This window comes from Pseudomonas migulae NBRC 103157, assembly GCF_002091715.1.
Taxonomy (GTDB): Bacteria; Pseudomonadota; Gammaproteobacteria; order Pseudomonadales; family Pseudomonadaceae; genus Aquipseudomonas; species Aquipseudomonas migulae_A.
Window position 1 is genome coordinate 22,015 of record NZ_BDAG01000003.1, and the last position, 22,482, is coordinate 44,496.

General features: G+C 50.6%; 21 protein-coding genes. 13 read left to right on the top strand and 8 right to left on the bottom strand.

What is annotated here, in order from left to right; genetic code table 11:
- The first annotated feature begins 216 nt into the window (after positions 1-216).
- The 5 genes from PMI01S_RS03625 (at position 217) to PMI01S_RS03650 (ending at position 5,218) form a co-directional block, all read left to right on the top strand.
- Complete coding sequence (locus PMI01S_RS03625) at positions 217-1,587, top strand: hypothetical protein (protein WP_139272962.1); 1,371 nt, start codon at positions 217-219, stop codon at positions 1,585-1,587.
- A gap of 4 nt (positions 1,588-1,591) precedes the next feature.
- Positions 1,592-2,455 (top strand): serine protease, encoded by an 864-nt coding sequence (locus PMI01S_RS03630; protein ID WP_082643865.1) that lies wholly within the window; start codon positions 1,592-1,594, stop codon positions 2,453-2,455.
- 1,032 nt (positions 2,456-3,487) lie between these two features.
- Complete coding sequence (locus tag PMI01S_RS03640; RefSeq protein WP_225441873.1) at positions 3,488-3,697, top strand: hypothetical protein; 210 nt, start codon at positions 3,488-3,490, stop codon at positions 3,695-3,697.
- A gap of 34 nt (positions 3,698-3,731) precedes the next feature.
- Positions 3,732-4,022: a hypothetical protein gene (locus tag PMI01S_RS03645; protein ID WP_199918170.1), complete on the top strand. Its 291-nt coding sequence runs from the start codon at positions 3,732-3,734 to the stop codon at positions 4,020-4,022.
- A 17-nt stretch (positions 4,023-4,039) separates the two neighbouring features.
- On the top strand, positions 4,040-5,218 hold the full coding sequence (locus PMI01S_RS03650; protein WP_057005156.1) for a tyrosine-type recombinase/integrase: 1,179 nt from the start codon (positions 4,040-4,042) through the stop codon (positions 5,216-5,218).
- 12 nt (positions 5,219-5,230) lie between these two features.
- On the opposite strand, the gene PMI01S_RS03655 is transcribed toward PMI01S_RS03650, so the two are convergent.
- Positions 5,231-5,842 (bottom strand): hypothetical protein, encoded by a 612-nt coding sequence (locus tag PMI01S_RS03655; protein ID WP_084318072.1) that lies wholly within the window; start codon positions 5,840-5,842, stop codon positions 5,231-5,233.
- Between the two features lie 245 nt (positions 5,843-6,087).
- Between PMI01S_RS03655 and PMI01S_RS03660 the strand changes: the two genes are divergently transcribed.
- The 6 genes from PMI01S_RS03660 to PMI01S_RS03685 all read left to right on the top strand — a co-directional run bounded on the left by PMI01S_RS03660 (position 6,088) and on the right by PMI01S_RS03685 (position 13,917).
- Positions 6,088-7,035, top strand: coding sequence for a radical SAM protein (locus tag PMI01S_RS03660; protein ID WP_159439515.1), 948 nt, complete (start codon positions 6,088-6,090; stop codon positions 7,033-7,035).
- 333 nt (positions 7,036-7,368) lie between these two features.
- Positions 7,369-8,475, top strand: a complete 1,107-nt coding sequence (locus tag PMI01S_RS03665; protein WP_057005157.1) for a Fic family protein — start codon at positions 7,369-7,371, stop codon at positions 8,473-8,475.
- A 509-nt stretch (positions 8,476-8,984) separates the two neighbouring features.
- Positions 8,985-9,998 carry an SIR2 family protein gene (locus PMI01S_RS03670; protein ID WP_057005158.1) on the top strand — a complete coding sequence of 338 codons (1,014 nt, stop codon included), beginning with the start codon at positions 8,985-8,987 and terminating at the stop codon, positions 9,996-9,998.
- 9 nt (positions 9,999-10,007) lie between these two features.
- The gene (locus tag PMI01S_RS03675; protein ID WP_057005159.1) at positions 10,008-11,735 is read left to right on the top strand and encodes an ATP-binding protein; all 1,728 of its coding nucleotides are present in this window, start codon (positions 10,008-10,010) and stop codon (positions 11,733-11,735) included.
- Between the two features lie 9 nt (positions 11,736-11,744).
- Positions 11,745-13,382 carry a YaaC family protein gene (locus tag PMI01S_RS03680; RefSeq protein ID WP_225441874.1) on the top strand — a complete coding sequence of 546 codons (1,638 nt, stop codon included), beginning with the start codon at positions 11,745-11,747 and terminating at the stop codon, positions 13,380-13,382.
- Between the two features lie 172 nt (positions 13,383-13,554).
- Complete coding sequence (locus PMI01S_RS03685) at positions 13,555-13,917, top strand: histone-like nucleoid-structuring protein, MvaT/MvaU family (RefSeq protein ID WP_057005160.1); 363 nt, start codon at positions 13,555-13,557, stop codon at positions 13,915-13,917.
- A 27-nt stretch (positions 13,918-13,944) separates the two neighbouring features.
- On the opposite strand, the gene PMI01S_RS03690 is transcribed toward PMI01S_RS03685, so the two are convergent.
- Positions 13,945-14,124 carry a hypothetical protein gene (locus PMI01S_RS03690; RefSeq protein WP_057005161.1) on the bottom strand — a complete coding sequence of 60 codons (180 nt, stop codon included), beginning with the start codon at positions 14,122-14,124 and terminating at the stop codon, positions 13,945-13,947.
- Between the two features lie 574 nt (positions 14,125-14,698).
- Here PMI01S_RS03690 and PMI01S_RS03695 point away from each other — a divergent pair.
- Positions 14,699-15,211: an antirestriction protein ArdA gene (locus PMI01S_RS03695; RefSeq protein ID WP_057005162.1), complete on the top strand. Its 513-nt coding sequence runs from the start codon at positions 14,699-14,701 to the stop codon at positions 15,209-15,211.
- Between the two features lie 154 nt (positions 15,212-15,365).
- On the opposite strand, the gene PMI01S_RS03700 is transcribed toward PMI01S_RS03695, so the two are convergent.
- Entirely contained in the window at positions 15,366-15,950 is a 585-nt protein-coding gene (locus tag PMI01S_RS03700) for a recombinase family protein (protein WP_057005163.1), read from the bottom strand.
- A gap of 297 nt (positions 15,951-16,247) precedes the next feature.
- Here PMI01S_RS03700 and PMI01S_RS03705 point away from each other — a divergent pair, with 297 nt between their 5' ends.
- Complete coding sequence (locus PMI01S_RS03705; RefSeq protein ID WP_057005164.1) at positions 16,248-17,102, top strand: hypothetical protein; 855 nt, start codon at positions 16,248-16,250, stop codon at positions 17,100-17,102.
- A gap of 6 nt (positions 17,103-17,108) precedes the next feature.
- On the opposite strand, the gene PMI01S_RS03710 is transcribed toward PMI01S_RS03705, so the two are convergent.
- From PMI01S_RS03710 to PMI01S_RS03730, 5 genes are all read right to left on the bottom strand, one after another.
- Entirely contained in the window at positions 17,109-17,909 is an 801-nt protein-coding gene (locus tag PMI01S_RS03710) for a hypothetical protein (protein ID WP_090473879.1), read from the bottom strand.
- Positions 17,910-18,387: 478 nt separating this feature from the next.
- A complete protein-coding gene (locus PMI01S_RS03715) occupies positions 18,388-20,214 on the bottom strand; it encodes a metallophosphoesterase family protein (protein WP_159439516.1) in 1,827 nt (608 codons plus the stop codon).
- 345 nt (positions 20,215-20,559) lie between these two features.
- Positions 20,560-21,138, bottom strand: coding sequence for a TerY-C metal binding domain-containing protein (locus PMI01S_RS03720; protein WP_057005167.1), 579 nt, complete (start codon positions 21,136-21,138; stop codon positions 20,560-20,562).
- On the bottom strand, positions 21,129-21,755 hold the full coding sequence (locus tag PMI01S_RS03725) for a J domain-containing protein (RefSeq protein WP_223508547.1): 627 nt from the start codon (positions 21,753-21,755) through the stop codon (positions 21,129-21,131). The genes PMI01S_RS03720 and PMI01S_RS03725 overlap by 10 nt, the downstream gene beginning before the upstream one ends.
- The gene (locus PMI01S_RS03730) at positions 21,745-22,437 is read right to left on the bottom strand and encodes a hypothetical protein (protein ID WP_057005168.1); all 693 of its coding nucleotides are present in this window, start codon (positions 22,435-22,437) and stop codon (positions 21,745-21,747) included. Before PMI01S_RS03730 ends, PMI01S_RS03725 begins: the two co-directional genes overlap by 11 nt.
- Positions 22,438-22,482 lie beyond the last annotated feature (45 nt).

Sequence of the window (22,482 nt, forward strand, 5' to 3'; positions counted from 1 at the left end):
CGCTTGATAAAAAGTTGAGATGCTCCGTTTGTAATTTGTCGAATGACGGCTAGCATTTAGGATGCGTCGCTCGTATTGCTTCTACTCGTAGGGGTTGCCGCCATGCGGATAAATACAGTACTCATTTGCTGCTTGCTGTTATCCGGTTGTGCAAGCGTTGGAGAAAGCGATAGAACTCTGCAGACAAGAATCGCTTGGTCACAGAAGTGTCCCGCTTTGATTGACGAAAAGGAAGTTGGTGATAATCGCAGTCTGGTGCTGGGAGGCTTGATTGCAGTAGTTGCACCTCAACTTATCACCGGCGCAATTGATGCTGCGGCAGCATCCTTGAAGGCAGCGGGGGAAAGTAAGTCTATAGTTAGTGTTGGAAATGTGGATGATTATTTTTATAGTGTGACACAGGATGCTGATTTGACAGTAAAATCAAATGTCGGTTGTTTAATTGTTATTCGAGGCCACTTTAAGAATGTCAATGATTCCCCTGGGGGGACCTCGGCGTCAAATATTGCAGACCTAGAGGGATTGGTCGATACGATTTTTAGGGCAGAGCTGAAAGTTGTGCCATTGAAAGGGGCAAAGTATTTTCAGCTTAAACCAGTTTATCTGAAGGTTGAAAAATTTGAAGATAGGTCGTGGTTTTCGTCTTCTGTCCGAGATTATTCAGTCGCGATTAATTTAACCGCGCTAGGTGAGAGCGTTCCATTTGCTTCTACTATTATAAATTTTAAATCTGTGGGTCTGAGGGACGGCATTAAAGAAGGTATTAAGGAAGGGGACTGGCGTTTGTTTGGGGTGCAGAGTTCGCCTCTTGCATTTCCAGCAGAAATGGCTGATGTAAATAAAGCAAAAGAAAAGCGTGAAAAAGAAATTGCTCCCTATCTTTTGGCTTACAGCGTTTTGGTGCCGAGCCCTGAAAGTGATCTTCCCACTCGTCCCTCCTTGTATGCCGATAGTGATGTTGACCATGCTGTAAAAAAGTACTGTGCTGAAGTGCAATCACTGAACACAAAAGTCCCTAAAAAATTTGGCATCAACGATGAGCGCTGTGGTTTCATGGTGGAGGCTGCTCGCCAGGAATTCGAGCATAAGCTTGAAAAAGCCGAAAGAAATGATAGTAATCAAAAGTGGGCAAGCAGTTTTTGTACACCAGACTTGACGAAGGAACATTGCAAGGAATTTAAGCTAGATAAAAAATTAGAGGGGCGGGGGTTCGGGTTTTTCAATACGTCGGCAACTATAACGGAAGTAAGTAAGGGTAGTAAGTTTGCTGCTTACTTGGGCGAGGCTTTAAAAGCTTCGGAGACAGAATTGAGCACTGCTATACAAGATAAAGTTATATCATCAAAAGTTAAAGCAAATAAACTCGCTAAGGAAGAGGCCAAACGAACTGGGCGCCAGGATGTTGTGTTTTCGGATCTAGACGTAGATGAGGCGGAGGCGGAGCTGGCGGACGTAATGCAGGATGAAAAATCGAGTTTGCATGACCTAGCTGCGGCAAGGGTTAAATTGATTAAGGCGAAAATAGCGTCCAACAATAGTCGCAGGAGTGCAGGACTTCCATTGCTCTATTCGTACTTAGAGGAATGATGTAATGATCGCTCGAAAAGTTATAGTTTTTATAATGTTGTTAATGGTTTGCAAAGGCGCGTCTGCCGGAGAATATGAGCCCCAAAGTGTAGTTGATTATTTGATCCATGGCGGGCATATGGCTAAACCGGATGGAAATCAATGGCAAGTCGCGTTGGTTGAGTCCGGTAGGACCCATTTGGATGGAATATTTTGCAGTGGTACGCTGATTAATAATAAATGGGTACTAACGGCTGCGCATTGTTTGATGGATCCATTGGATTGTGAGAAGCCTAGGGCGGGATGGTTCTGGGTACTATATGGAAGTACTGATTTAGTTGTTAGCGCAAAACTTGTGGCTCCAAAAAATACAGTGATTAATCCAAATTATCGTTGCAAGCCTTCCAGAGATGATATTGCTTTAATTGAGTTGGAAGAGCCTGTGTCTGATGTTGGTTATGTGATTCTGGCAGATGCATTGACTGAGTCTAAATTAATAGCGCCTGAGCAGGCGCTATTAATTTCTGGATGGGGGAAAACTGCTATTGGAAATCCTGTTTCTCGCTATCTCATGGAGGCGGAAATTAAGGTTGTAAAAAATTCGTTATGCGAGAAAGCAGTTGGCTTGAGTGATAAGCTTCCATCAAATGTTATTTGTGCTGGCGGGGGCGGAAAAGATTCTTGTAAGGGGGATAGTGGCGGGCCGCTATATGTGAGGGGAGGGAGTAAAATTACTCAAGTTGGAGTGGTTAGTTTTGGGCGTGGGTGTGGTGAGGGGCCAGGTGTTTATACAGGAGTTTCAGCTTACATGGACTGGATTAGCAAGATTGCGGTAACTTCTGTCAGTTCGCGTTGTACTGCCAAAGATATTCGTGAGCTGCGGTGTTAAATGTCTTTTGCGATGGACGCGTTTCAGGTCAAAAGTTGAGCGATCCCACGTGTATGTGCTGAATGGCTCGAAGCGTGCCAAATATTAAGGAGCTACGCTTCAAGTCGAATGGTAGGACTGCGCGCCAGCAATAGATCGAGCAAGGCGGTCATGCTCCTTCAGGAGCAATTGACCTTGCTGACACTACAAAAAAAGCTGGACCTTATAAAAGAGGCAGTGCTGCCTTTCTGGATATGAAATAAGCCACGTTTCTACAGTGGAAAAGCGAGCGCACATGTTGATTTCCTCGCTTTGCGGTTACGCTGAGGCTGGCTGAAATACTGGTATTCGTCGCCCGGTTGCGAGGTCGCAGTCTGTGACGCTGGAAGATTTCGCGATTTACATGCGGATTGCAAATAGAAGCCTTCAGATGGTCACATGCAATAGTCGCGTTTCTGCCGAAGCAGAATCTCAACGTGGCACAGCTCATGCTATTGTTTTGAGAAAGCTCTCTAATGTCCGACCTCAGAACTGCCCAGCATAGCGTCTATTCTCCAGCCATCAATCGATGCTGAATCTGTAGTCCGGATTGCACCGAGTGTGCGTTTGCGCTCGCGCTGCTCCCACTCGAAAACATCACCGGCGTCCCAGAGGTTGCAGCTCCCAGCGTGCTTCATGCACGGAGCCGGAAATGGATTCGCTATTCGCTTCATGCGGCGAAACAGCGTGCGGCTTGAGCAGCGAAAACGCTCGCATAAATCCTTCGTCGAATAATAGGCGTTCATCTCATTTCCCCATTCGGGATCATGGCTTCTACGCTACATGAGGGCGTTGCGGGAGCCGCCTCTCGTATTCCTCTTAAGGTCTATCCGGATCGTGGCGGACTTTCGCAGATCGATGCAGAGAGATCGAGAAAGAATCACAACTAAAAAGTGTGAAAATTAATTAGTTGTAAACTGAATTAGTAACACTATTAAAATATTGATCCTGAACTTTTGTATATGACAGAAAGAGATATTAGGAATGCAGATTATAATTAAGGGGGACATGACAATGCCTCAATTGCGTCAGGCGTTTTATGAGAAGCTCCTGGAGCTTGAGGAGGAGTTTGGTGTTGAGCACCTAAAGGGCGCAACCTTGTACATTAATCCGATCAATGAGTTTGGAGAGGATGTTGTCTTGCGAAACAAGTATGGACAAACAGTCCATAAATTATTCAGTCATGGGCCGTATCGGTGTTCGGCTGAAGAATTTAAAATATAGTTAGAAATAAAATTTTGTGTCTGGATAATTAAAAATGGAGATTAATATTGTCATGGAATTCCCTCGCTATGTGAATATTGAACAAGCAAGAAATGTACTCGCTGAAAGCGGAGTTGAGCTTACCCAGCGGCAAATAAAGCGGGCGGCAGACCCGGATGCAAACGGAAAGCGTAAGCTTCCATTTTTTGTTGATCCCATCGATGGTCGATTGAAAATTGATAAAAACCTTTTGGTGGAGATTTATACCAGTTGTCAGGTGAATGCTCAAAATAATGCACATATTAATGCGGCCAGTCTTCGGAGTGTATTTGACCGAAAAAGTTAATTGCGATATGCAGAATCATGTCGGATATCAGGAAAAAGATAGGAAAGAAGGGTGTTACGTACCAGGTTCGCTATGCGGACAAGGGTTCGAAATCAGGTTATTCCTATAAGACTTTCGCAACGGCCAAAGAAGCGCGGCAGTTTCGGGAATCCCCGAAAGAGACACATGCCGGAGGCGGACTCAGCGTGCCTCAGGCCATCGACAAGTGGCTGAGCATTTGTGAGAAAGAGGGGCGCGACGGCAGGCCCCCGGTCTCCAAGGCAACCCTCGACTACTACACCTATATCGCCAGGATCATGAAGGGCTATACGTGGGAGACAGATCTGCGTGGTCTCACCAAGCCTGATGTCGTGGCCTTCCGATCCTGGCTGATCAACGAACACGGTCGCTACCTAGCAGCCAAGACGCTGACCTACTTTCACGCAGTCGTTGCTGAAATGGCGACACGCGGCGCAGTCGAGTCGAACGCTGCCCTCGGCGTTGGCGTGCGCCAGGAAACACGGTACGACGAAGAGGTAGTCATTCCGTCAGAGCAGGAAGTACGAGACCTCCTGCAAGCGGCAGACGATCTCGCCAACTCGACTAATCTCCGCGTCAAGAATGCCTGGAAGCGCTATCGCCCAATGTTGTACCTCGCCGTAGATTCCGGCATGCGTCCGCAGGAGTATGTAGCCGTTGCTAGAAGCAGTTTCCGCGACGGCGGTGTGCACGTAGAGCGCGCCATTGATCGCAGTGGCGATCTGTCTGTCCCCAAGACACCAGCAGCCCGCCGTTTCATCGAGCTAAGCCCCATCACGCTGGACATCGTGTCCGAGTACATCAAAGGTCACGAAGGCCCGAACAACTATGATCTGGCCTTTCCGACCGAGACAGGGACGTGGCAATCGCTCGATAACTGGCGCAAACGCGGGTTCGATGAGGTTTGTAAGAAGGCAGGTGTTATCAAGATTGAGAAGATTGACGACGAGGAAGTCGTCAGATCGCGGTACTCGCCGTATTTGCTGCGGCACTACTTTGCGTCCGTCCTAATCGCGCAAGGGACGGACATTGCAAAGATCAAAACCCTTATGGGTCACACAAACATCAGTACTACGTTCGATGTTTATGCCCATCTCATTCGCCAGGCCGAGAACAAAAAGACTCGTCGCCAGGGGATGATCTTCCAGATGACAGACAGTAAGTCACAAGTTGATTGACGGGACTTTTTGTTATGGGGTTCGTGTAATCGAACGCAGTGACGGGCTGCTGCAATCAATTAGTTGATTATATCGCGCGAGATTTTCTCGGCTGTAATCCTCGCACTCAATGTCACGGCGGAAGTGATATGGATGCGGCGGCGGATTCTTCATAAAGGCCATCGCCTCGTCGGACTGGAGCGGTGCTATACCCTTGCAAAATGCGGAGAGATAAAGTGCGGCGTTCGCTGGCGTCAATTTTAAGTAACCCCTACTGCGTAGCGAGGTGATAATGTCCAAGCCTGCACCGCTTTGCTTTAGATAATTCGCAGGGCTAGGAGCAGCCTCGGATGCCTCCGTTACACAGAATTGGCAAAAAGTTGGATCGATAAGATACCACCCACTATCCGGCCCTTCCGAGACTTCGACAACAAGCGCGGCATGACCCTGCATCCAGTAACCTTCAAGAGATTGAGTAGCTAACGGCTTGGCTGGCACGCCTAGGTCTTGAAATGCATATCCAGCGACACACTGTGCCAGGCCACAGCAACCAGCGAAAGCTGCTTGTAACTCCGTTAAGTCTCGCTGATTCAAATAGTCGGTATGCAATTTCGTGGCGTAACGCAGGATTTCCTGCGTTTTCATTACAATTTCATCGAGTAATACAGGGGTGTTGTGGGGCAATGCTCCTCGCTTTCTTTAGATATAGCATAACATTACATATTAGGCTAGAAAAAAGCAGGCTGGCAGCACCAAATGCAAGCCTGCGTTTGCAGTAGTGAAGTGATGGACCTACGCTTCTTGTGCGCCATTGAAGCTCGCTTCAGCGTTTCAATGCCGTTAACCAGGCGATGCCTGAAACCGTTCTCGATCTAAGGAGACTTTATGCTATGCACGAAGAACCTGTTCGTAACGTACCTTCAAACCAGCCGAAATTTGATTTTTTGTGGCTTGAATTAACCAATCGATGCAACCTGCAATGCAGCCACTGTTACTCGGGGTCTAGCCCATATAGTGGCGACAGAGACTTCCTAACCGAGGCTGATTATCTCCGGCTGATCGAAGAAAGTTATGCCTTGGGCTGTCGCCAAATTCAGTTTATCGGTGGCGAGCCGACACTAAACAAAAGCCTGCCTGTGCTGATTGAGCGCGCTTCAAAAATTGGTTACGAGTTTGTAGAGGTGTTCACAAACCTTGTTAAAGTAAGCGACGTATTAATAGATACTTTCAAAAAATACAGGATTTCTGTCGCCACATCGTTCTATTCAACTAATGCTCTTACGCACGACGGAATTACTGGTTCGGTTGGAAGCTTTAGCCGCACAACAGTGAATATGCGGAAAATTCTCGCAGCAGGCCTTGATCTGCGGGTCGGGCTTATAGAGATGGAGGCGAATTCAGGTGAGTATCAGTCTGTTTTTAACTACCTGACAGAGATGGGGGTTATGAATATTGGGTACGATCGCATCCGTGGATTTGGACGAGCGCAAGAAAACGATACATGCTCGATGACGGAGCTTTGTGGTCATTGTGCCGAAGGGGTTCTAGCCATCGGACCTGATGGAGTCGTAGCCCCATGCATCATGTCGAAGCAGTGGCCGGTAGGCTCTGTACTATTCAGCAATCTCACGGAGATCAACTGCTCAGAAACGTTGAGGGCAACCAGACAACGAATTGCGGAGGCAACAAGCTCTACCGACGCCTTCTGTCAGCCGGAGTGTGGCCCTAATAATAAGCAGTGCATTCCAGAATGCGGGCCTTCCAGGCAATGCCCGCCTTGCGGACCAAATGCGGGTCACAAGTGCCCTCCCAACGGGAATTGTACCCCAGGACGTTAAGTCGTTAGGCAGATATAGTCATTACAAGGGTGAGGAGGAGCCGCGACGGCCCGAGGTTTGTCTGTGCGGCAACTCTGTCCATCTTAATGAGTGAGGCGCTGCCGGTTGGCGTTAGCGCTGTGCTAGCCCTATATATTCCTTCAGGAGCGTGTGGCAAATATGTGGCTAGCACTAACTAAGTAGTTATAACTATACATATTTATTTAGCTTCCAAGGCCATAAGTCCTTTCATTCATCTAGAGAGTAAATTAACTATATTAATGAGGCGATTAATCGGGCTATCCGTCTCATTAATTAGCTGGAAATGAGACGATTAAGGGATATATTCGTCTCATGACGTATAACTGGCAACAACCTGATTGGCCCAACTTTCGTTACGATCTTTCATTCGTGGAAGATCTTCTTTTTGACTTTGCAGAGAAAACTGGCCATATCGCCGGACTCCTGCAAGGGTTGCCCGACAATGCCCAGCAGGAAATAATTCTCTCTCTTATGGTTTCGGAGGCCGTTAAAACGTCCGAGATTGAGGGCGAGTTCATTCAGCGCTCCGATGTTATGTCCTCGATCCGGAACAATCTCGGCCTCAGTCCTGCTCATGAAGAGGTAGGGGACAAAAAGGCGCAGGGTGTCGGTGAACTGATGGTTGCCGTTCGGCAAAGCTTTGCAGCCCCGCTTACTGAGACGATGCTGTTCGACTGGCATAGCAGGCTTATGGCTCCCTTCGTCAAACGTCTCATCGTCGGTCAATGGCGGAGTCATGAGGACCCGATGCAAATCGTCTCCGGACCTCTTGGTAAACAGCGAGTCCATTTTGAGGCGCCATCTTCCTCCGATGTTCCGAAAGAAATGGCAGGCTTTATCTACTGGTTCAACGACACAGCCCCTGGCGGTAATAATAGTCTCAAAAGCCCGGCAGTCCGCTCAGCCATTGCGCATCTCTATTTTGAGAGCATCCACCCATTTGAGGACGGCAATGGCCGCATCGGGCGTGCCTTGTCGGAAAAGGCCCTTTCCCAAGGGTTAGGCCGCCCTGTCGTCATGAGCCTGTCAAAGGCCATCGAGTCCAATCGAAAAGCCTACTATGGGGCTTTGAGCGACGCTCAAACCTCCAACGACCTTACAGAATGGATCGCTTATTTCACGCGCACAATTCTCGATGCTCAAAACGATACTGAGCAAACAATAAATGCTGCACTGTTCAAAACTAAAATCTTCGACCGCTATCGCGGGAAGCTGAATGACAGGCAGATGAGTATCATCAGCTTTATGCTGGAAAACAGCCAAGACGAAAGCACTCATATGCGCACGAAGACATACATGAAGATGACGGGGGCCTCAAAAGCGACAACGGCGCGAGACCTCCAGAACCTCGTTGAGCTCGGTATTTTTAGGCAAGCTGGTGAAGGTCGTAATACGCATTACGAAGTTGAAGTTATTTGACCAGTTTTATTGATGGTCACTGCTGGCTTTGGATGTTTCTTGAGAATCGTGTGGCAAGTGTGTGGCGAGCGCCACTTAAGTATCTGTAATCATTGATATTTTTATAGCTTCCCAAGCTGTAGGTCGCCGGTTCGAAGCCGGTCGCCCGCTCCATAATGAAATCAATGGTTTAACGGTCGTTTTTGATCTCAAATTGGAGCGTTTTGGTGGTTTTTGCCACAAAAACTCACCCGCGAAAACCCGCAGAAATCCGCCATTGTCCGCCGTAGGCTTTTTGAGCTTGTGGCCAATTTGTGGCCAATCCGCCCGGCTCGCAGGCCAGCATTCTCCTGGAGAATGGCGAATCGTCGGGGCTGGTCTGCTTTCGGGCTCTGGAGTATGTTGAGCGCTGACCATAATCCAAATCAGCACAGGATTCTGTTCGGTGATTCCAAGGGTATTGAGCCTTGTAGGCTGATAGGCCGTCAGGCGTAGTTTTTAGGATCGACACAAACGACAAGGATAGAATTTTGTCTGACCTGAATTTCGAAAAACAAGCGCAGGACTATTACGGTAAGGCTCCTCTCATCATCCTGGGCAGCGGTGCATCTGCTGCCCATGGCATGTCTGGAATGGGTGCGCTTGCGAAGCACCTGGTCGAAAATACCGACATTTCGGGCTTGTCTGCTGCCGAGATTGAGGCTTGGGAGAAATTCTGCCAGGTCTTATTGGACGGCGTTGATCTGGAGTCGGCACTGCATCAGGTGGCCGTTACTGAAGAGCTGACCTCCAGGATTATCACCGCAACCTGGTCGCTCATCAGCTCTGAAGACATTCAAATCTTCCACGATAGCCTTCAGAGCCAAGCGATGTTTCCGCTGAGTCGGCTGCTGCGCCACATGTTCAAAAGCAGCCTCACCAAAATAAATATCGTCACTACGAATTATGACAGGCTGGCAGAATATGCCTGCGATCAGGAGGGGGCCCATCATTACACGGGCTTCTCACACGGGTTTTTTCGGCAGCGCGCCGAACCGAATGAAATCAAGTCTGCACGCAGGGTGAATATCTGGAAGGTTCACGGTTCTCTGGACTGGTTCAAATCGCCTCTTGAAGACATCGTAGCCCTTTCAAACATTCAAGGGATACCTGCTAACTACAAGCCGACAATCGTGACCCCGGGCACTCAGAAATATCAAACGACGCATTTGGAGCCATATCGCTCGACTATTCACAATGCCGATTTGGCCATTACCGCTGCTAACTCATACCTGTGTATTGGCTACGGCTTCAACGACGAGCATATTCAGCCGAATATCATGTCTAAATGCCAGCGCCAGAATACCCCGATCACGATCATTACCTATGCGCTCTCAGACGCTGCCAGGAAGCTCATTCTTGACGGCAAGGCGCAGAATTACCTGGCAATAGAACGGGGAGCAACAGACGACCAGTCCATCGTCTACTCCTCTTTGAATGAGACTCCGGTGACCGTTGAAAAAAACATCTGGAGTCTTGAGGGTTACCTGTCACTCATCATGTAGGAAGAAGAGATGCCGATTTTTAACTTTAAGGATAAAGACGCACTTGGGAAGGTCGCCTCCGTTGACACGACAAACGTGATCGTGGACGTGGAAAATGTCGACCAGCTCAAAAGGTTGCAAGTCAACCATCTGGCGGTGCTCCAAAGCAGCAGGCCCGGACAGCATCTCATCGGCCTCATCACCCAGGTGACCCGCAAGCGCGGCATCGAGGACATCGCAGGCGATGGCATCAGCGACCAGACTTCAGAACTGAACCTGTGCAAAATCGCCCTGATTGGCACCATGCTGGATCGTGACGGCGGCAAAGAAAACGTCTTTCGCCGCACTCTGGAAAGCGTCCCGGAAATCGACGCGAATTGCTTTTCGCTAGAGGGCGAAAACCTTACTGGCTTCATGCGTACGCTCTCCAGCGTTTCTGCCGATGGGAATGCGCTGACACTGGGCAAATACACACTGGACGAACACGCCGTTGCCTACCTCAACGGTAACAAGTTTTTCCAGCGCCACGCATTCATCGGCGGCAGCACCGGATCAGGTAAATCCTGGACGACAGCCAAGATCATTGAGCAGATGGCAGGACTCTCTACAGCGAACGCCATTGTTTTTGATCTTCATGGTGAATACTCGCCATTGGTGGGCCAAGGCATTCAGCACTTCAAAGTGGCCGGTCCAGCAGATGTTGAGGCTAAGCGCACCATTAACGATGGTGTGCTTTACCTGCCTTACTGGCTGCTTTCGTATGAAGCACTCGTGGCAATGTTTGTTGACCGGAGTGACCAGAATGCGCCCAACCAGGCCATGATTATGGCGCGTGAGATCAACCAGGCGAAACAAAAGTACCTGGAAGATGGTGGCCAGAAAGATGTACTGAAGCACTTCACCGTCGACAGCCCGGTCCCCTTTAACCTTGATTTCCTCATGGGCCGGTTGAATGACATCAACGTCGAGATGGTTCCCGGTGCTCGCGGTGAAAAGCAAGGGGATTTCAACGGAAAGCTGTCACGCATGATTTCCCGCCTTGAGAACAAAATTTCTGATCGGCGTCTTGGCTTTATGTTCAACGGCGGCGGAGATGTTCTGGATTTCTCCTGGCTTGAAAAGTTCACCACTGCCGTGCTCGGAAGCTCTGGAGAAAATGGTAAAGCTGGTATCAAGATCATCAATTTTTCCGAGGTTCCATCAGACGTTCTCCCGCTGATCGTTTCCCTTGTCGCGCGGGTCACATTCTCTGTCCAACAGTGGACACCATCCGAGCTGCGCCATCCTATTGCGCTTCTGTGTGATGAAGCGCACCTCTACATGCCCCAACGAAGCATGGCGGAATCAGCTGACGATATTTCCCTGGATATTTTCGAGCGCATCGCCAAGGAAGGCCGTAAGTACGGTGTCAGCCTTGTGGTGATAAGCCAGCGTCCGTCCGAGGTGAATAAAACGATGCTCAGCCAATGCAGCAACTTCGTATCTATGCGGCTGACCAACGCCGAGGATCAGGGCGTTATCAAGAGACTTCTTCCCGATAGCCTCGGTGGGTTCAGCGACATCCTGCCGACCCTCGATACAGGCGAGGCCTTGGTTGTCGGTGATGCGAGCTTGCTGCCAAGTAGAATCAGAATCGATGAACCTAAAAACAAACCGAATAGCGGGACGGTCAATTTCTGGGATGAATGGCAAAAACCGGTAAAAGATAAGCGCCTTTCGGTTGCTGTCGATAACTGGCGTAAGCAAAACATCCAGTAAGTGATCCCTATGGATGACCTCAAGGGCGCGGAGCTCTTGAGGTCATTACACGACGCATATTTTCCAGCGAGGCCAGGGCATTTTGATGCTCTTGGCTTGTCCTGTCGCCACGCTCAAAGTATTAAACACCAAGGATTTTTGGAGGCGAACTTAATGATTGACACCGGCGCGACTGTACGAATGGATATTTTGCGCAAGGCCGCAGACCAGCAAATTCTAAAGCCTTTGAAATCATATGGCTGGAGTGCAAAAATAGATTCAGAGCATGTCCCTGGAGAGTTTCTTATCGTAAGCGCGTCAAAGCTTAGTCAGGAACATAAAGTCGCTTTAATGTATTCATCCGCTACCGATAATAGGCACTACAAATTTTTAGATTCCGAAGTGGAACACATTTTTACTAATGGCGAGCTCTATATGGTTGAAAGTTTTGCGTACGGAATAAAATCTAAGGTAACTCCGGTAAGCGACTTTTTTCCACTCATGATTGAATGGAGTAGGGCACTTACGCCACCGACAGAAACCACAATAAAAAACAAGATTCTGAAAGGCTACATTCAAATAACGGCCGAAAAGCCGATAGACGGTATATGGGCTCATCTCAGTCAGCTCGCCAGCACTACACTGGCGAAAAAGCTAATCTTGCGAAGATCTCAAGAGGAAGGAATAGAACTTTCAGAGCACCAGTTGGAAAGCAAGGCAGCAGGCGTTGCTTTCTCTATCAGAAACGCATCCGATTATTTCAAAAGCGCGCAAAATGAAAGCCTGAATAAAAGAATTCTCAGTTTGTACTATGGCTCTTTGGCACTAGCATTTGCGGAGATGCTGGCCGCACCGCACGGTCCTATGGACCTCGATGAGGTGGAAGGTATGACCAAGTATGGCCATGGCCTATATACGGTCGCCTCCAATACAAACGATTTTGGGGGGCTGACAGTAGGTGTATTGGCAACAGGATTTTTCCCCCGGTGGGCAAGTTTTTTAGGGCATGACGTTAGCGCTTATCCCAAGAAGAAAGCGACATCTGCCAGCGACTTAAGTAATCTTGCTTCTGGAAGCTTTGCAACATTGGAGCAACTATTCTCGACTCTTCCTGAGCTGGGTAAGTTATTCGTAGACGTCTATGATTCCGAGCCTTCATGGGTTCACGCTGTCTACGATTCGGGCGCCGGTCACAGGCTGCATGGAAAACAGACAGGCAGCAGCTATATAAAACTAATTGATCAGACCTCTAAAATCAGTGCTGAGCGTTTAGCACGAAACGGTTGGGCTCTCACAGAAATTGAAGCTGTAGAGGAGGAGCCTAAGTCGAAAGTATACCGAGCAAGAGTCGATCATGATGGCCTCGAATACTGGTATCAAGCATTACCTTTACACCATAGTTCCTTTTTTCAAGGAAATGCGTTGATTCTGCCTGTCCTCGGGGGCGTTTATGAGTACAGAGCAATCAGTCTCTCGTTGCTCTATGCGCTCTCAATTCTTGTGCGCTATATGCCAAGTGCTTGGAGGCGAGTAGAAGGGGGTGACTGGGATCAGCATTTTGCGTTAGTGAAAATGGTGCTAGATGTGTTTGAAAGAGTTCTTCCTCAGCAGTTTTTAGAAAGCATCACAAATCAAAAAATACATTCAAGCATGCCGGGTGGATTTTAAAACTCATGTGCAGGCTATAATGCCACAAGGTTGTCATGAAGGCCCTTGAGGGGTGACGGGCCCTTGAGTTCACTCTCGCGTTTTTTTGGAGTTTGTTCTGAACTCTGAATCTTTAAACGGTTTTTTGCTATATTCGTCTCACGCGCATGTGCGTCCTCACGGAGATAGTACAGTGTCAAAATTGGCGGAATTTCGGGCAGCTGAACGCGAGCTCCAAGAACAACTTGCTCAACTCGAAGCATTGAAAACCAATGCCGGGTTGAAGAAGGAAATCGAGTTTGAAGAAAAACTGACGAGCCTGATGCAGTCCTATGGCAAGGGCTTAAAGGACGTGATTGCCATCCTTGATCCTGCCCCCGCTGGCCGTAAGGTGGAGAAGTCCTCAGGCGCGCATCGGCGTCCGCGCGTATTGAAGCGCTACAAAAATCCTCACAGTGGCGAAGTGGTGGAAACCAAGGGCGGCAATCACCGTGTTTTGAAAGACTGGAAAGCACAATACGGGGCTTCCACGGTGGAATCCTGGCTCCAGGCCTGATCGGCCAAGCTCGTTTGTAGATAAGGCTCAAGGGCGCAATGCCCTTGAGATCATGACGCGGTGGATATTTTCCAGCGAGGCCAGAGCATTCTGATGCTCCAGGCTTTCCCGGTCACCGCGTACTGCGACATTGAAGACCTCCCGGTACAGCACGCGCAGTTCGCTTTCAGATTTTGTGGCCAGTTCAAAGATCGTTATCAGTTTCATTTCATGTCTCCACCGTCTTTCGGCCACCCTTCGCGGCCTTGTGACGCTGTGCCAGCACAGGCGTCGTCCACGCAGCACCCCAACTGGGCCGTAACGCGAGAGAAGGAGTCATTTATGACTTGCTGCTGGAGGAGACGACGGCAGTGCTACAGGTCAAACAAAAGGACGCGAGGCGTGCCGTGAGGTGGAAAGAGAAGTGATCTCTCTGATAGCGACATCAGAAGTGGAAAAAATATTGGCGAATCTGACGGCGTTCGCCGCCTGACCGGGCTCTAAGCGCTATGCGCTCCGGGTCAATGGAAGCCTTGTCCCGGCCATCCGGTGACGATCCCTTCGCAAGAACGAAAAGCCGCTAAGGGGTGCTGCCCCTGGCGCAACGCAAGGGTGAAGCTTTGCCCCGATGAACGGTATCCCCAGCCTTCCGCACCCATAAAAAAGCATGGGTTTGTGCAGGCCGGGTGATCCCCCTCCCTTCACCGAGCCCTTGCGTTTTACCTCCCCGGTCTCGCCGACGGGCAGGGGTGCATGTGCGACCTCACGCACAGCACCCGAAGCCCTTAAAGGAGCCAAGACCATGACCACCGAACCCAGAATTTACGTTGCAGACCTGGCCGCCTATAACAGCGGATACTTTCACGGCGTTTGGATCGACGCTACATTGGACGCGTCAGACATTCAGGATCAAATCAACGCCATGCTGGCGCAATCGCCGGTCGGGGACGCGGAGGAATACGCGATTCACGACTACGAAGGTTTTGATGGTTACAGCCTTGGCGAATACGCGGGGATTGACGCTGCGCATGAGGCCGCCTGTTTTATCGAAGAATTCCCGGCGTTCGGCGGGGCTCTGCTGGATCAGTTTTCCAGCGTTGAGGAGGCCCGGAAAGCAGCCGAGGAGGATTATTGCGGCAGCTATGAATCGCTGGCGGATTACGTGCAGGAGCTCACTGAGGAAACCACGGAGATTCCCGAAGTGTTGCGCTATTACATTGACTACGAAGCCATGGCCCGTGACATGGAGTTGAACGGCGACGTGTTCATCATCGAGGAGGGATACAAAACGGTGCATATATTTTGGAATCGTTAACCTTGGGCGCTTAATCACAATGTCGAAATATAATCCGTCCCCGCATCCCCACAGGGGCGCGGCATGTTGAGGTCTTTGTCGGGCAATCAACGGACCGCACCGATTTCATCAGGTTACCTACTTCCGAGCAGGCGAGCGCCGTCCGAAAATGTGGTCAAACTTCAGGCATTGGCCGCCTTGTCCCTGACCTGATCTTCGCTACGGCCCGCCAGACAGTGGTCTTACTGACCTGCATGCGGGCAGCAATGACCTCCAGAGGCATGTCGTCGCAAATTGCCATGCGCTGAACGGTCAATTCCTGGCTCGGTGTCAGGGCCGCAGGCCGTCCCGGTTTGCGACCTCTTCGTTGAGCGGCTAGCATCCCAGCCTTCGTCCGCTCGGAAATTAATGCTCGTTCAAATTCCGCCACAGCGCCCGTGATGTGAAATACAAGCTTGCCTGCTGGCGTCTGGGTGTCGATTTGATCGGAAATTGACCAGAAACCAATTCCCCGCCGCTCGAGCTTCCCAAGGGTCTTGATGAGGTCTTGCAACGAGCGGCCTAAGCGGTCGAGCTTCCAGACAACCAGCACGTCACCGTCGCGCAGGGTGCGCAGGGCCGCATGGAGAGCCGGGCGACGTGTGAGGGCGCCGGATTTCTTCTCTTCAAAGATGCGCTCGCACCCGGCCTGTCGCAGGGCTTCGATTTGCAGGTCAAGAAGCTGGTCTTCTGTCGATACACGGGCGTACCCGATCTTCATGGTTCTGCCTTTCCCGCAGGCAGGCACCGCTGTCAAAAGGAGGGTCACACAGCCGCACTTACTGTTGTTCCGCAAAGGAACCTTTAAGGACTCTATTCACGAGATCTCAAAGAGTCAATTGCTACTGAGACTCCGCACGCAACTACATACAGGCAGCACCAGGTTTCAAAAGGGTTCGTTTTCGGAACGTCATATTTAGTTCCCCTGGTGAGCCCCTGTGATGCCCATGGCGGAATCCCGAGTGCATACCGGCGCATGCAACGCATCACCTTCTCTTTCGATCAAGGAGTCCCGGATATGACGACTTTGAAGATTCAGGCGATGCAGCGAGGGCAGGGGGCGTTTCCCTCCATGGACAGCCAGGAACGACTTCCATTTTCGAGTGACGACGCGATGTGCTTGGCTTCACCAGGAGGGCGGCGATGCGGTATCGCGCCACCTATTTCACGAGTGCTGAAATACCTTCCTCTTTCGCTGGCTTTCGCAACCACTTGCGTTTACGTCGGTAACGCCAACGCCGCCGATATCGGCGATTGCGACACACCTGAAGCAATGACCGCTCGCCTCAAGACCGAGGGCCAGCATTCGGTGGCGTCTGCGCAGATGATTGCGCCGGACAAGCGCCTGTTCGGAATGATCTTCACGATGAGCGATGACCGGAAAGTCGGCTATATCCTGAAGGCAGACCAGCCGCTGGGGGATAGGGCGGGGCAGATTTGCATTTATGAGCGACTGGCGGACATACGGCTATATGACGCCCGCTCAGCGGGAATACCCAATGCGGCACTTCTGAAAGCCCCAGATGAGGACGCTGTTGCGAACTGCAAACGTCTCCAACTAGCGGGGAAATTTCCGCAGGGAAACTGTTCTTCGCTGAATCAAGTTCTTCATCGCGTCGAGCCGCTTGGAGAGCGGGTCATGATTCAAGGCTTCACTGTTGCGAAGGGCCCATCAGGCATCTACCAGCCCACCAGCGGTGTGGTAACGGTTTCGGGCAATGTCAATGGAAGTATCAATGACGATCCCGCGCATCCGTCACGTGGTATCGTTGGCGGCATCGCCTACAGCTCGTTGCCCGACGGGGCAACGATCCTCAATGCGACCTTAGCCTATCCGAGGTACACCGAGTACGGGCTTGCTGCATTGAAATGATCTCTGCTACAGGTTGAGGCCGGTAGCAGTGATCTCGGGCGCTGGCGGCGCTGAAGGCGCGGAGGCTGGCCGGACGACGGGTGGAGCGACCGCTGCAAAGGCAGTACCCAAGTCTTTCGCGGACTGGAATGGGGATTTGCGATCCTCATCAAGGGCCGATGCTGCGGACACTGCTGCGCGAGCCTGATCCGCCGAGGCCGATGGCGTGTTGCCTTTGTCAAGATGGTTCTGAGCGGTGGCGGCATCAATCGCCTTTCCCACGCGCGACCGATCCAGCTTGTGTTCTTCTTCAGTTTCCTCTGGAGTTAACGTCCCACGCCCGCGCTTGTCTTCGAGCTCTTTCTTGCGCCGGACGCTCGCCTTGAACTCGTCCTTCTCGTCCTCACGGATAAGGCCCTTGCGAACGGCCCAGTCAGCATAGGCATCGGCGTTGTCGATGACATTCTGGCGGGCAGTCTGTGCCTGCGCGTTCGTCATCTGGACACCGCCGACCGTGGTCATCTCTGTGTTCCAGCGGGCGAGGTTGGCCAACTCACGCGCTTCGCGCTCTTCTTTACGTTTTTGTTGATCGTGTAGCGCATGTTGCTGCGCGTTCGGGTTCACCGTCATACGGCTGGCTGAGAAGACGGCCTTGCCCGTCGAAGCCTGCGCCCCGAATAGGGTTTTCGAGATGTCGTGAAGATCGTTTTCGGGAACGCCGGGGTCCGCATCGGCGAAATTCGGCAGATCACTACGCCGATCTACCACAGGTTCCCTTGCTCCCGCAAGGGAACCACGAAAACCTGAACCTGGCTCTTGCTCTGTCATGAACCACTTCCCATAACACTTATCAAAACATCCAGCAGCCTTGGATTGCAGGGGCCGGATATAGGTAGTTTATGGGAATAAGATTAACAAGTTCTTAACTCAGGCGGCCTGAATAGTGTTAGGTATTTCCAGGAGGTTTAATAGAGCTATGTGTGGCCCTGTGCAAGTTAGCCAAGGTATCCTCTAAAGATGGACAAGGATGTGACAGTAGGTATGCGCTCATCTCAGTAGTTCTTGCCCGGGCGATTTTCTCGAAATCCGATCTTGTAAACTTGTTGTAATCCCATTCGCCTTGGCCTCGCTTAATCGATGGGCAAGGGTGTGACAGCAGATATGCGCTCATTTCAGCAGTTCCAGCTCGGGCGATTTTCTCGAAATCTGCTCGAGTAAATTTGTTGTAATCCCATTCATCTTGGTCTTGCTTATTTGATTTGGGCATTTAAATATCCTCATTGTTTAAGTTGCTTTAATGATTACCTTAAATTAAACCGCCAATCAAGTTTAGTATGGGGCTTAGAAAAATCTCCAACTCCGCAAAATAGGTGTTAACATTATGTGAATTAAGATTCGAAGTTAGATCGTTGTCCCTCATGATCTCTACATTAACTACTCCTGCCGGTGACTCATAGCCTCCGCAAAAAACTGGAAAGCAAATTAAAAATCTGTAGTCTCCATTTTCAATTTCATTCAGAATCTCTGATCGAACTGCATTTGGGATTTTGCTGTTAGAAAAATCAATTCTGTCGCAGTCAAGTGTCACCCTCTTTTTCTGGAGGAATGCACGCGGAGCCCCAGGTAGAATGCGCAAAAGTGCGCCACTTTTAGAATGAAGTTCTACTGGTAAAGAAAAGCCTTTTCCACTACATCTATAAACTTTGTCTTTGCTGACTTCCAAAGGAGTTAGTATGTGTGAATATTGTTTTGCTCCGAAGACGAAGCGCAGCGAGGTGTCTTCCGATAAATACCTATCCTCCCAAGGGCGCGCTTTCATGACATTTGCTCTCGCGATGGGACGGTCACTATTCAGCCAATTCCCACTAATATCACAAACAGTGTCTAACAGCCCACGAAGCACATTTTTTCTGTCGGCGCTCGGCTCAGCACCGTCAAAACCCTTCTTCGCCTCACTTCTCATAAGAATTTGGTAGTTTCTAATTTCGACGCTAGCCTGCACCGCAAATAAGCGAGCCTTTATTCGATAGAGGTCCTCAAAGGAGTTATTTGTCTTGGCGGGTTCTAATCTTCTAACTGGCAGTGCATTAGTTCCACCATCCTCTAGTAGTTTATATCCACCATCACCCGAGTGTGGAGTTATGGCTGGATTTACACCTTGGTGAATGACTGCCAGATACGGCCATTGCCGAAAAGTTGCAAGCCCTCCGCTTTTTTCGATGCGAATTAGGCTGTAACCATTAATTCTTTTTTCTTTTTTTTCACCTGAGGGTGCTTCAAAATGCTCCATGCCAAAAAGCGATGGAGCCTGGATGGAAAATCGCTCCTGCGCTCCGCCATATGATTCTCCAGAAGATAGTGGAATATGCATGTGGCCAAATGCGTGAAATAAAATTTCACCAGAGCGATGAACATCCCGCAGGAAAAATGCCTTCGAATCAGCATCAAGCCAGTTTAATGGGTGATGAGTGGCCAATATGACTGCATCATGCGAGCGGCACCATTCCCGAGGCGTAATATTGCCCGAAGCGTCCTTTTGTGTGAATATTGAATGGTATTGTGGAGAGGTTAATCCTAGCTGGCCTTCTGTTAGAGAATCTTTGAAATGCAAATGAGCTGTGTTCAGCCCAATTACACCTAATTTGAGACCGTTCATTTCTACAGTTGCGGCAAAATCGCCAGGTATATCGCCATACAGGATTTTTGACGGATGTTTTTGCCGCTTCCACCATGTGTCATAGTTCTTAAACCAACCTCCCAGTGTTACGGAGTAATTACTCCAAAATTTGGATCTTTCCGATCGAAAATCTTTTAAAACCGCTTCGGTAATCTGCGCTTTGTTATCTGGCCGGGACATGTCGTGGTTTCCCGGTACTGCCAATATTGGGCAGGTTAGATCTAGTTTTCCTCGAAGTTGTTCTATTTTTTTATCAAGTTCGGCATACTGCGTCGAAGTGCCAGAAAAAACCAAATCACCAGTAAAAAGAATCAGATCAACTTTCTGACTTTTAGACGACTGAAGCGCTGCCTTTACGCTATCAACAAAAAGATCCTCGAAACTCTCCCAGTGAGTGCAGACCCCTTCCTGTCCCCAATGAAGATCGCTTAGATGCAGAACGCAAATCGCATTCACTTCGCCTCCTTTATATCCGCATTGAATACGCGGGGGCGCTTTTCATCGCGGAACGGCATGTACTCGACGTTCGTCACACCAATCACGTCTTCAGAATAGCGCATATAGGCGTAAGTCAAGGTATTGAGCAGGCGCGGGTGATCCCGAAAATTTCAGCCTCGCGTGCAGTTAGATAGTCCCAGGTCGTTTTAGCATTGGTGAGGTTGTAGTCGCGCTCTACCACCACTGGCTCGCGGTTGGCCTCTTCTACAAGTTCGCAGTACCGGACGAAGGGGCGCGGTGAGCACTTCTCATAGGGACTGCTGTCCGGGCGATTCAGCCTGAGCCCTGCCACTTTAGATGACCCTATCCAGGCCTGTGGGGCAGGGCCGGTCGGCCTGTCGGTTTTGCCAGCAGTTGTTGATCCGTTTGTGAACTTGCCTGTTGCCCGGGTTTTCCGCATGAAACCTCCAGGCTGATCCCGCTGCTGACCACACGTGCGCTGTGCTCACAGACCGGGCAGGTCATCCTCGGTTGACTGCCAATGCAAGACAGGTTGCCGCAACGGGGACACAGCACCACCTCAGGGTTATCGCAGTGCGGGCAGCCCTGATAGTTGCCCAGCAGCAACGCACGCATATCCAGATCATTGTGCACGGCTTGAGTGCCCCCTTGCGCGGACGCGGGCGCATTGCGGCGCGAGATCACGTCGGTGATTTCCGCGCCTTTCTCGTGCAGTTTCAGGATCAGAAGAGCCGAGGCTTGCGGCACCTTGGAGCAATAGAGAATCCGTTCGCCATGCGATGGTTCCTGCATGGTGATCCTGGTATTGGGAATGGACGCGGCCTCGGGTACAGAAAGCTGCTTGCGGTTGAACGCTGCCAGTTCCTGTCGGGCCTTCTCCAACAAGCTCAGGGGCTTGTTTTGCTGTCTGGTTATGTCCATTTTCTTGCCCTCTTGATGTAGTCAACGGCATCGTTGACCTGCTGCATGAACACCTGATTGGGAAACGCTTTATCCGGGTGCAGAATCGCCGCTAGCTCGCGATGTCGGCTTTTAAGCATCGTCTTGTCGAGCGGCGTACTTTCCGAGAAACCCAGCACTTCGAGCGCCTGCGCATAACCGCTTTTTTCTGGTGCAGGTTTTTCTGGTTTCGGTGGCGGCTCTTCTTCACCCAGCATGTGGCGTTTGAATTGCCCGAAGGTTGCGAATTCCTGGCGTCCGTACTTCCAGAACAACTGACGCAGCTTTACGTACTGGCCAACGGCGCGGGACAAATTCCTGCCCGCGAGGAAGCAAGGCTGATAAAAGAACATCCATGTGCCCCAAACGATGTTGAAAACCAGCGACAGGAATCCGATGACGAAAGCTTTCAGATAACGGCCCGTCCAGCTGGAGCCCTTTATGAGAAGACGCACCGTGAAGTCGATGAAGATCAAAGACTGCCGGAAGATCGCCCCAACCATCCACATCAGGAAGTTGAAAGCGATACAGGCGACGATGATCCCGCCACCTGCGGCGGCCACGATTTTTAAGTAGGGGTAGATTTGGTTAAACATCATTAAGTCCTCCAGGGGAGTGAGGCCATTCCCCATCGATGTGGGGGTTCTTTCCTGCTCCGACGCGTTTCGCCTCGGCATCAAGGATCTGGTCGCAATGCTGCAAACGGGCAACGATGGCTGCCGCCTGCTGTCTGCCATATACGGTCATGAGATCGATGCGGTGACCCGCATACACCAGAACGACATGGAAGGAATCACCGTAATAAATGGGCGGTTGCAGGACCTGGCCGTTCGCTGCCGCTTTACGGGTGGCTAAGTCATGACACCGCTGTTCATGTTCAGCTTCGTCATGCGGCAGCAGCACAAAACGATGCTCGATGCGGCGGTCGTAGCTCTCCCAACCCGACAAACGTCTGACCTTGGCCTGGTCCATTCTCAGTTCGATCCGGGTGGTTACCCGGCACGCTTCCAGCGTCACCCAGCGCAACAGGTAATATCCGAGCACCGTCACCCCAATTGCCGCCACCAGGTCCTGCAGATACAGATGACGCTCCTGGAGCAGGGGGATGAAATTGACCGCCGCCAGCCCCAGCCCGATGACGGAACTGATCCCATTCGCCAGCTTGGCCCGAATAGGGGTCAGCTCGCGCGGCGTAACCTTGAACGACAGCAGACCGGCTTCGTCGGTCGTTTGCCTGGTGGGGGGACGCCCTGTAAGTGGGCTTTTCATCGGAGAGTTCATGGCAACGTCCTCAACTGATTGCGTTAGGAGCTACGCTGACACAAT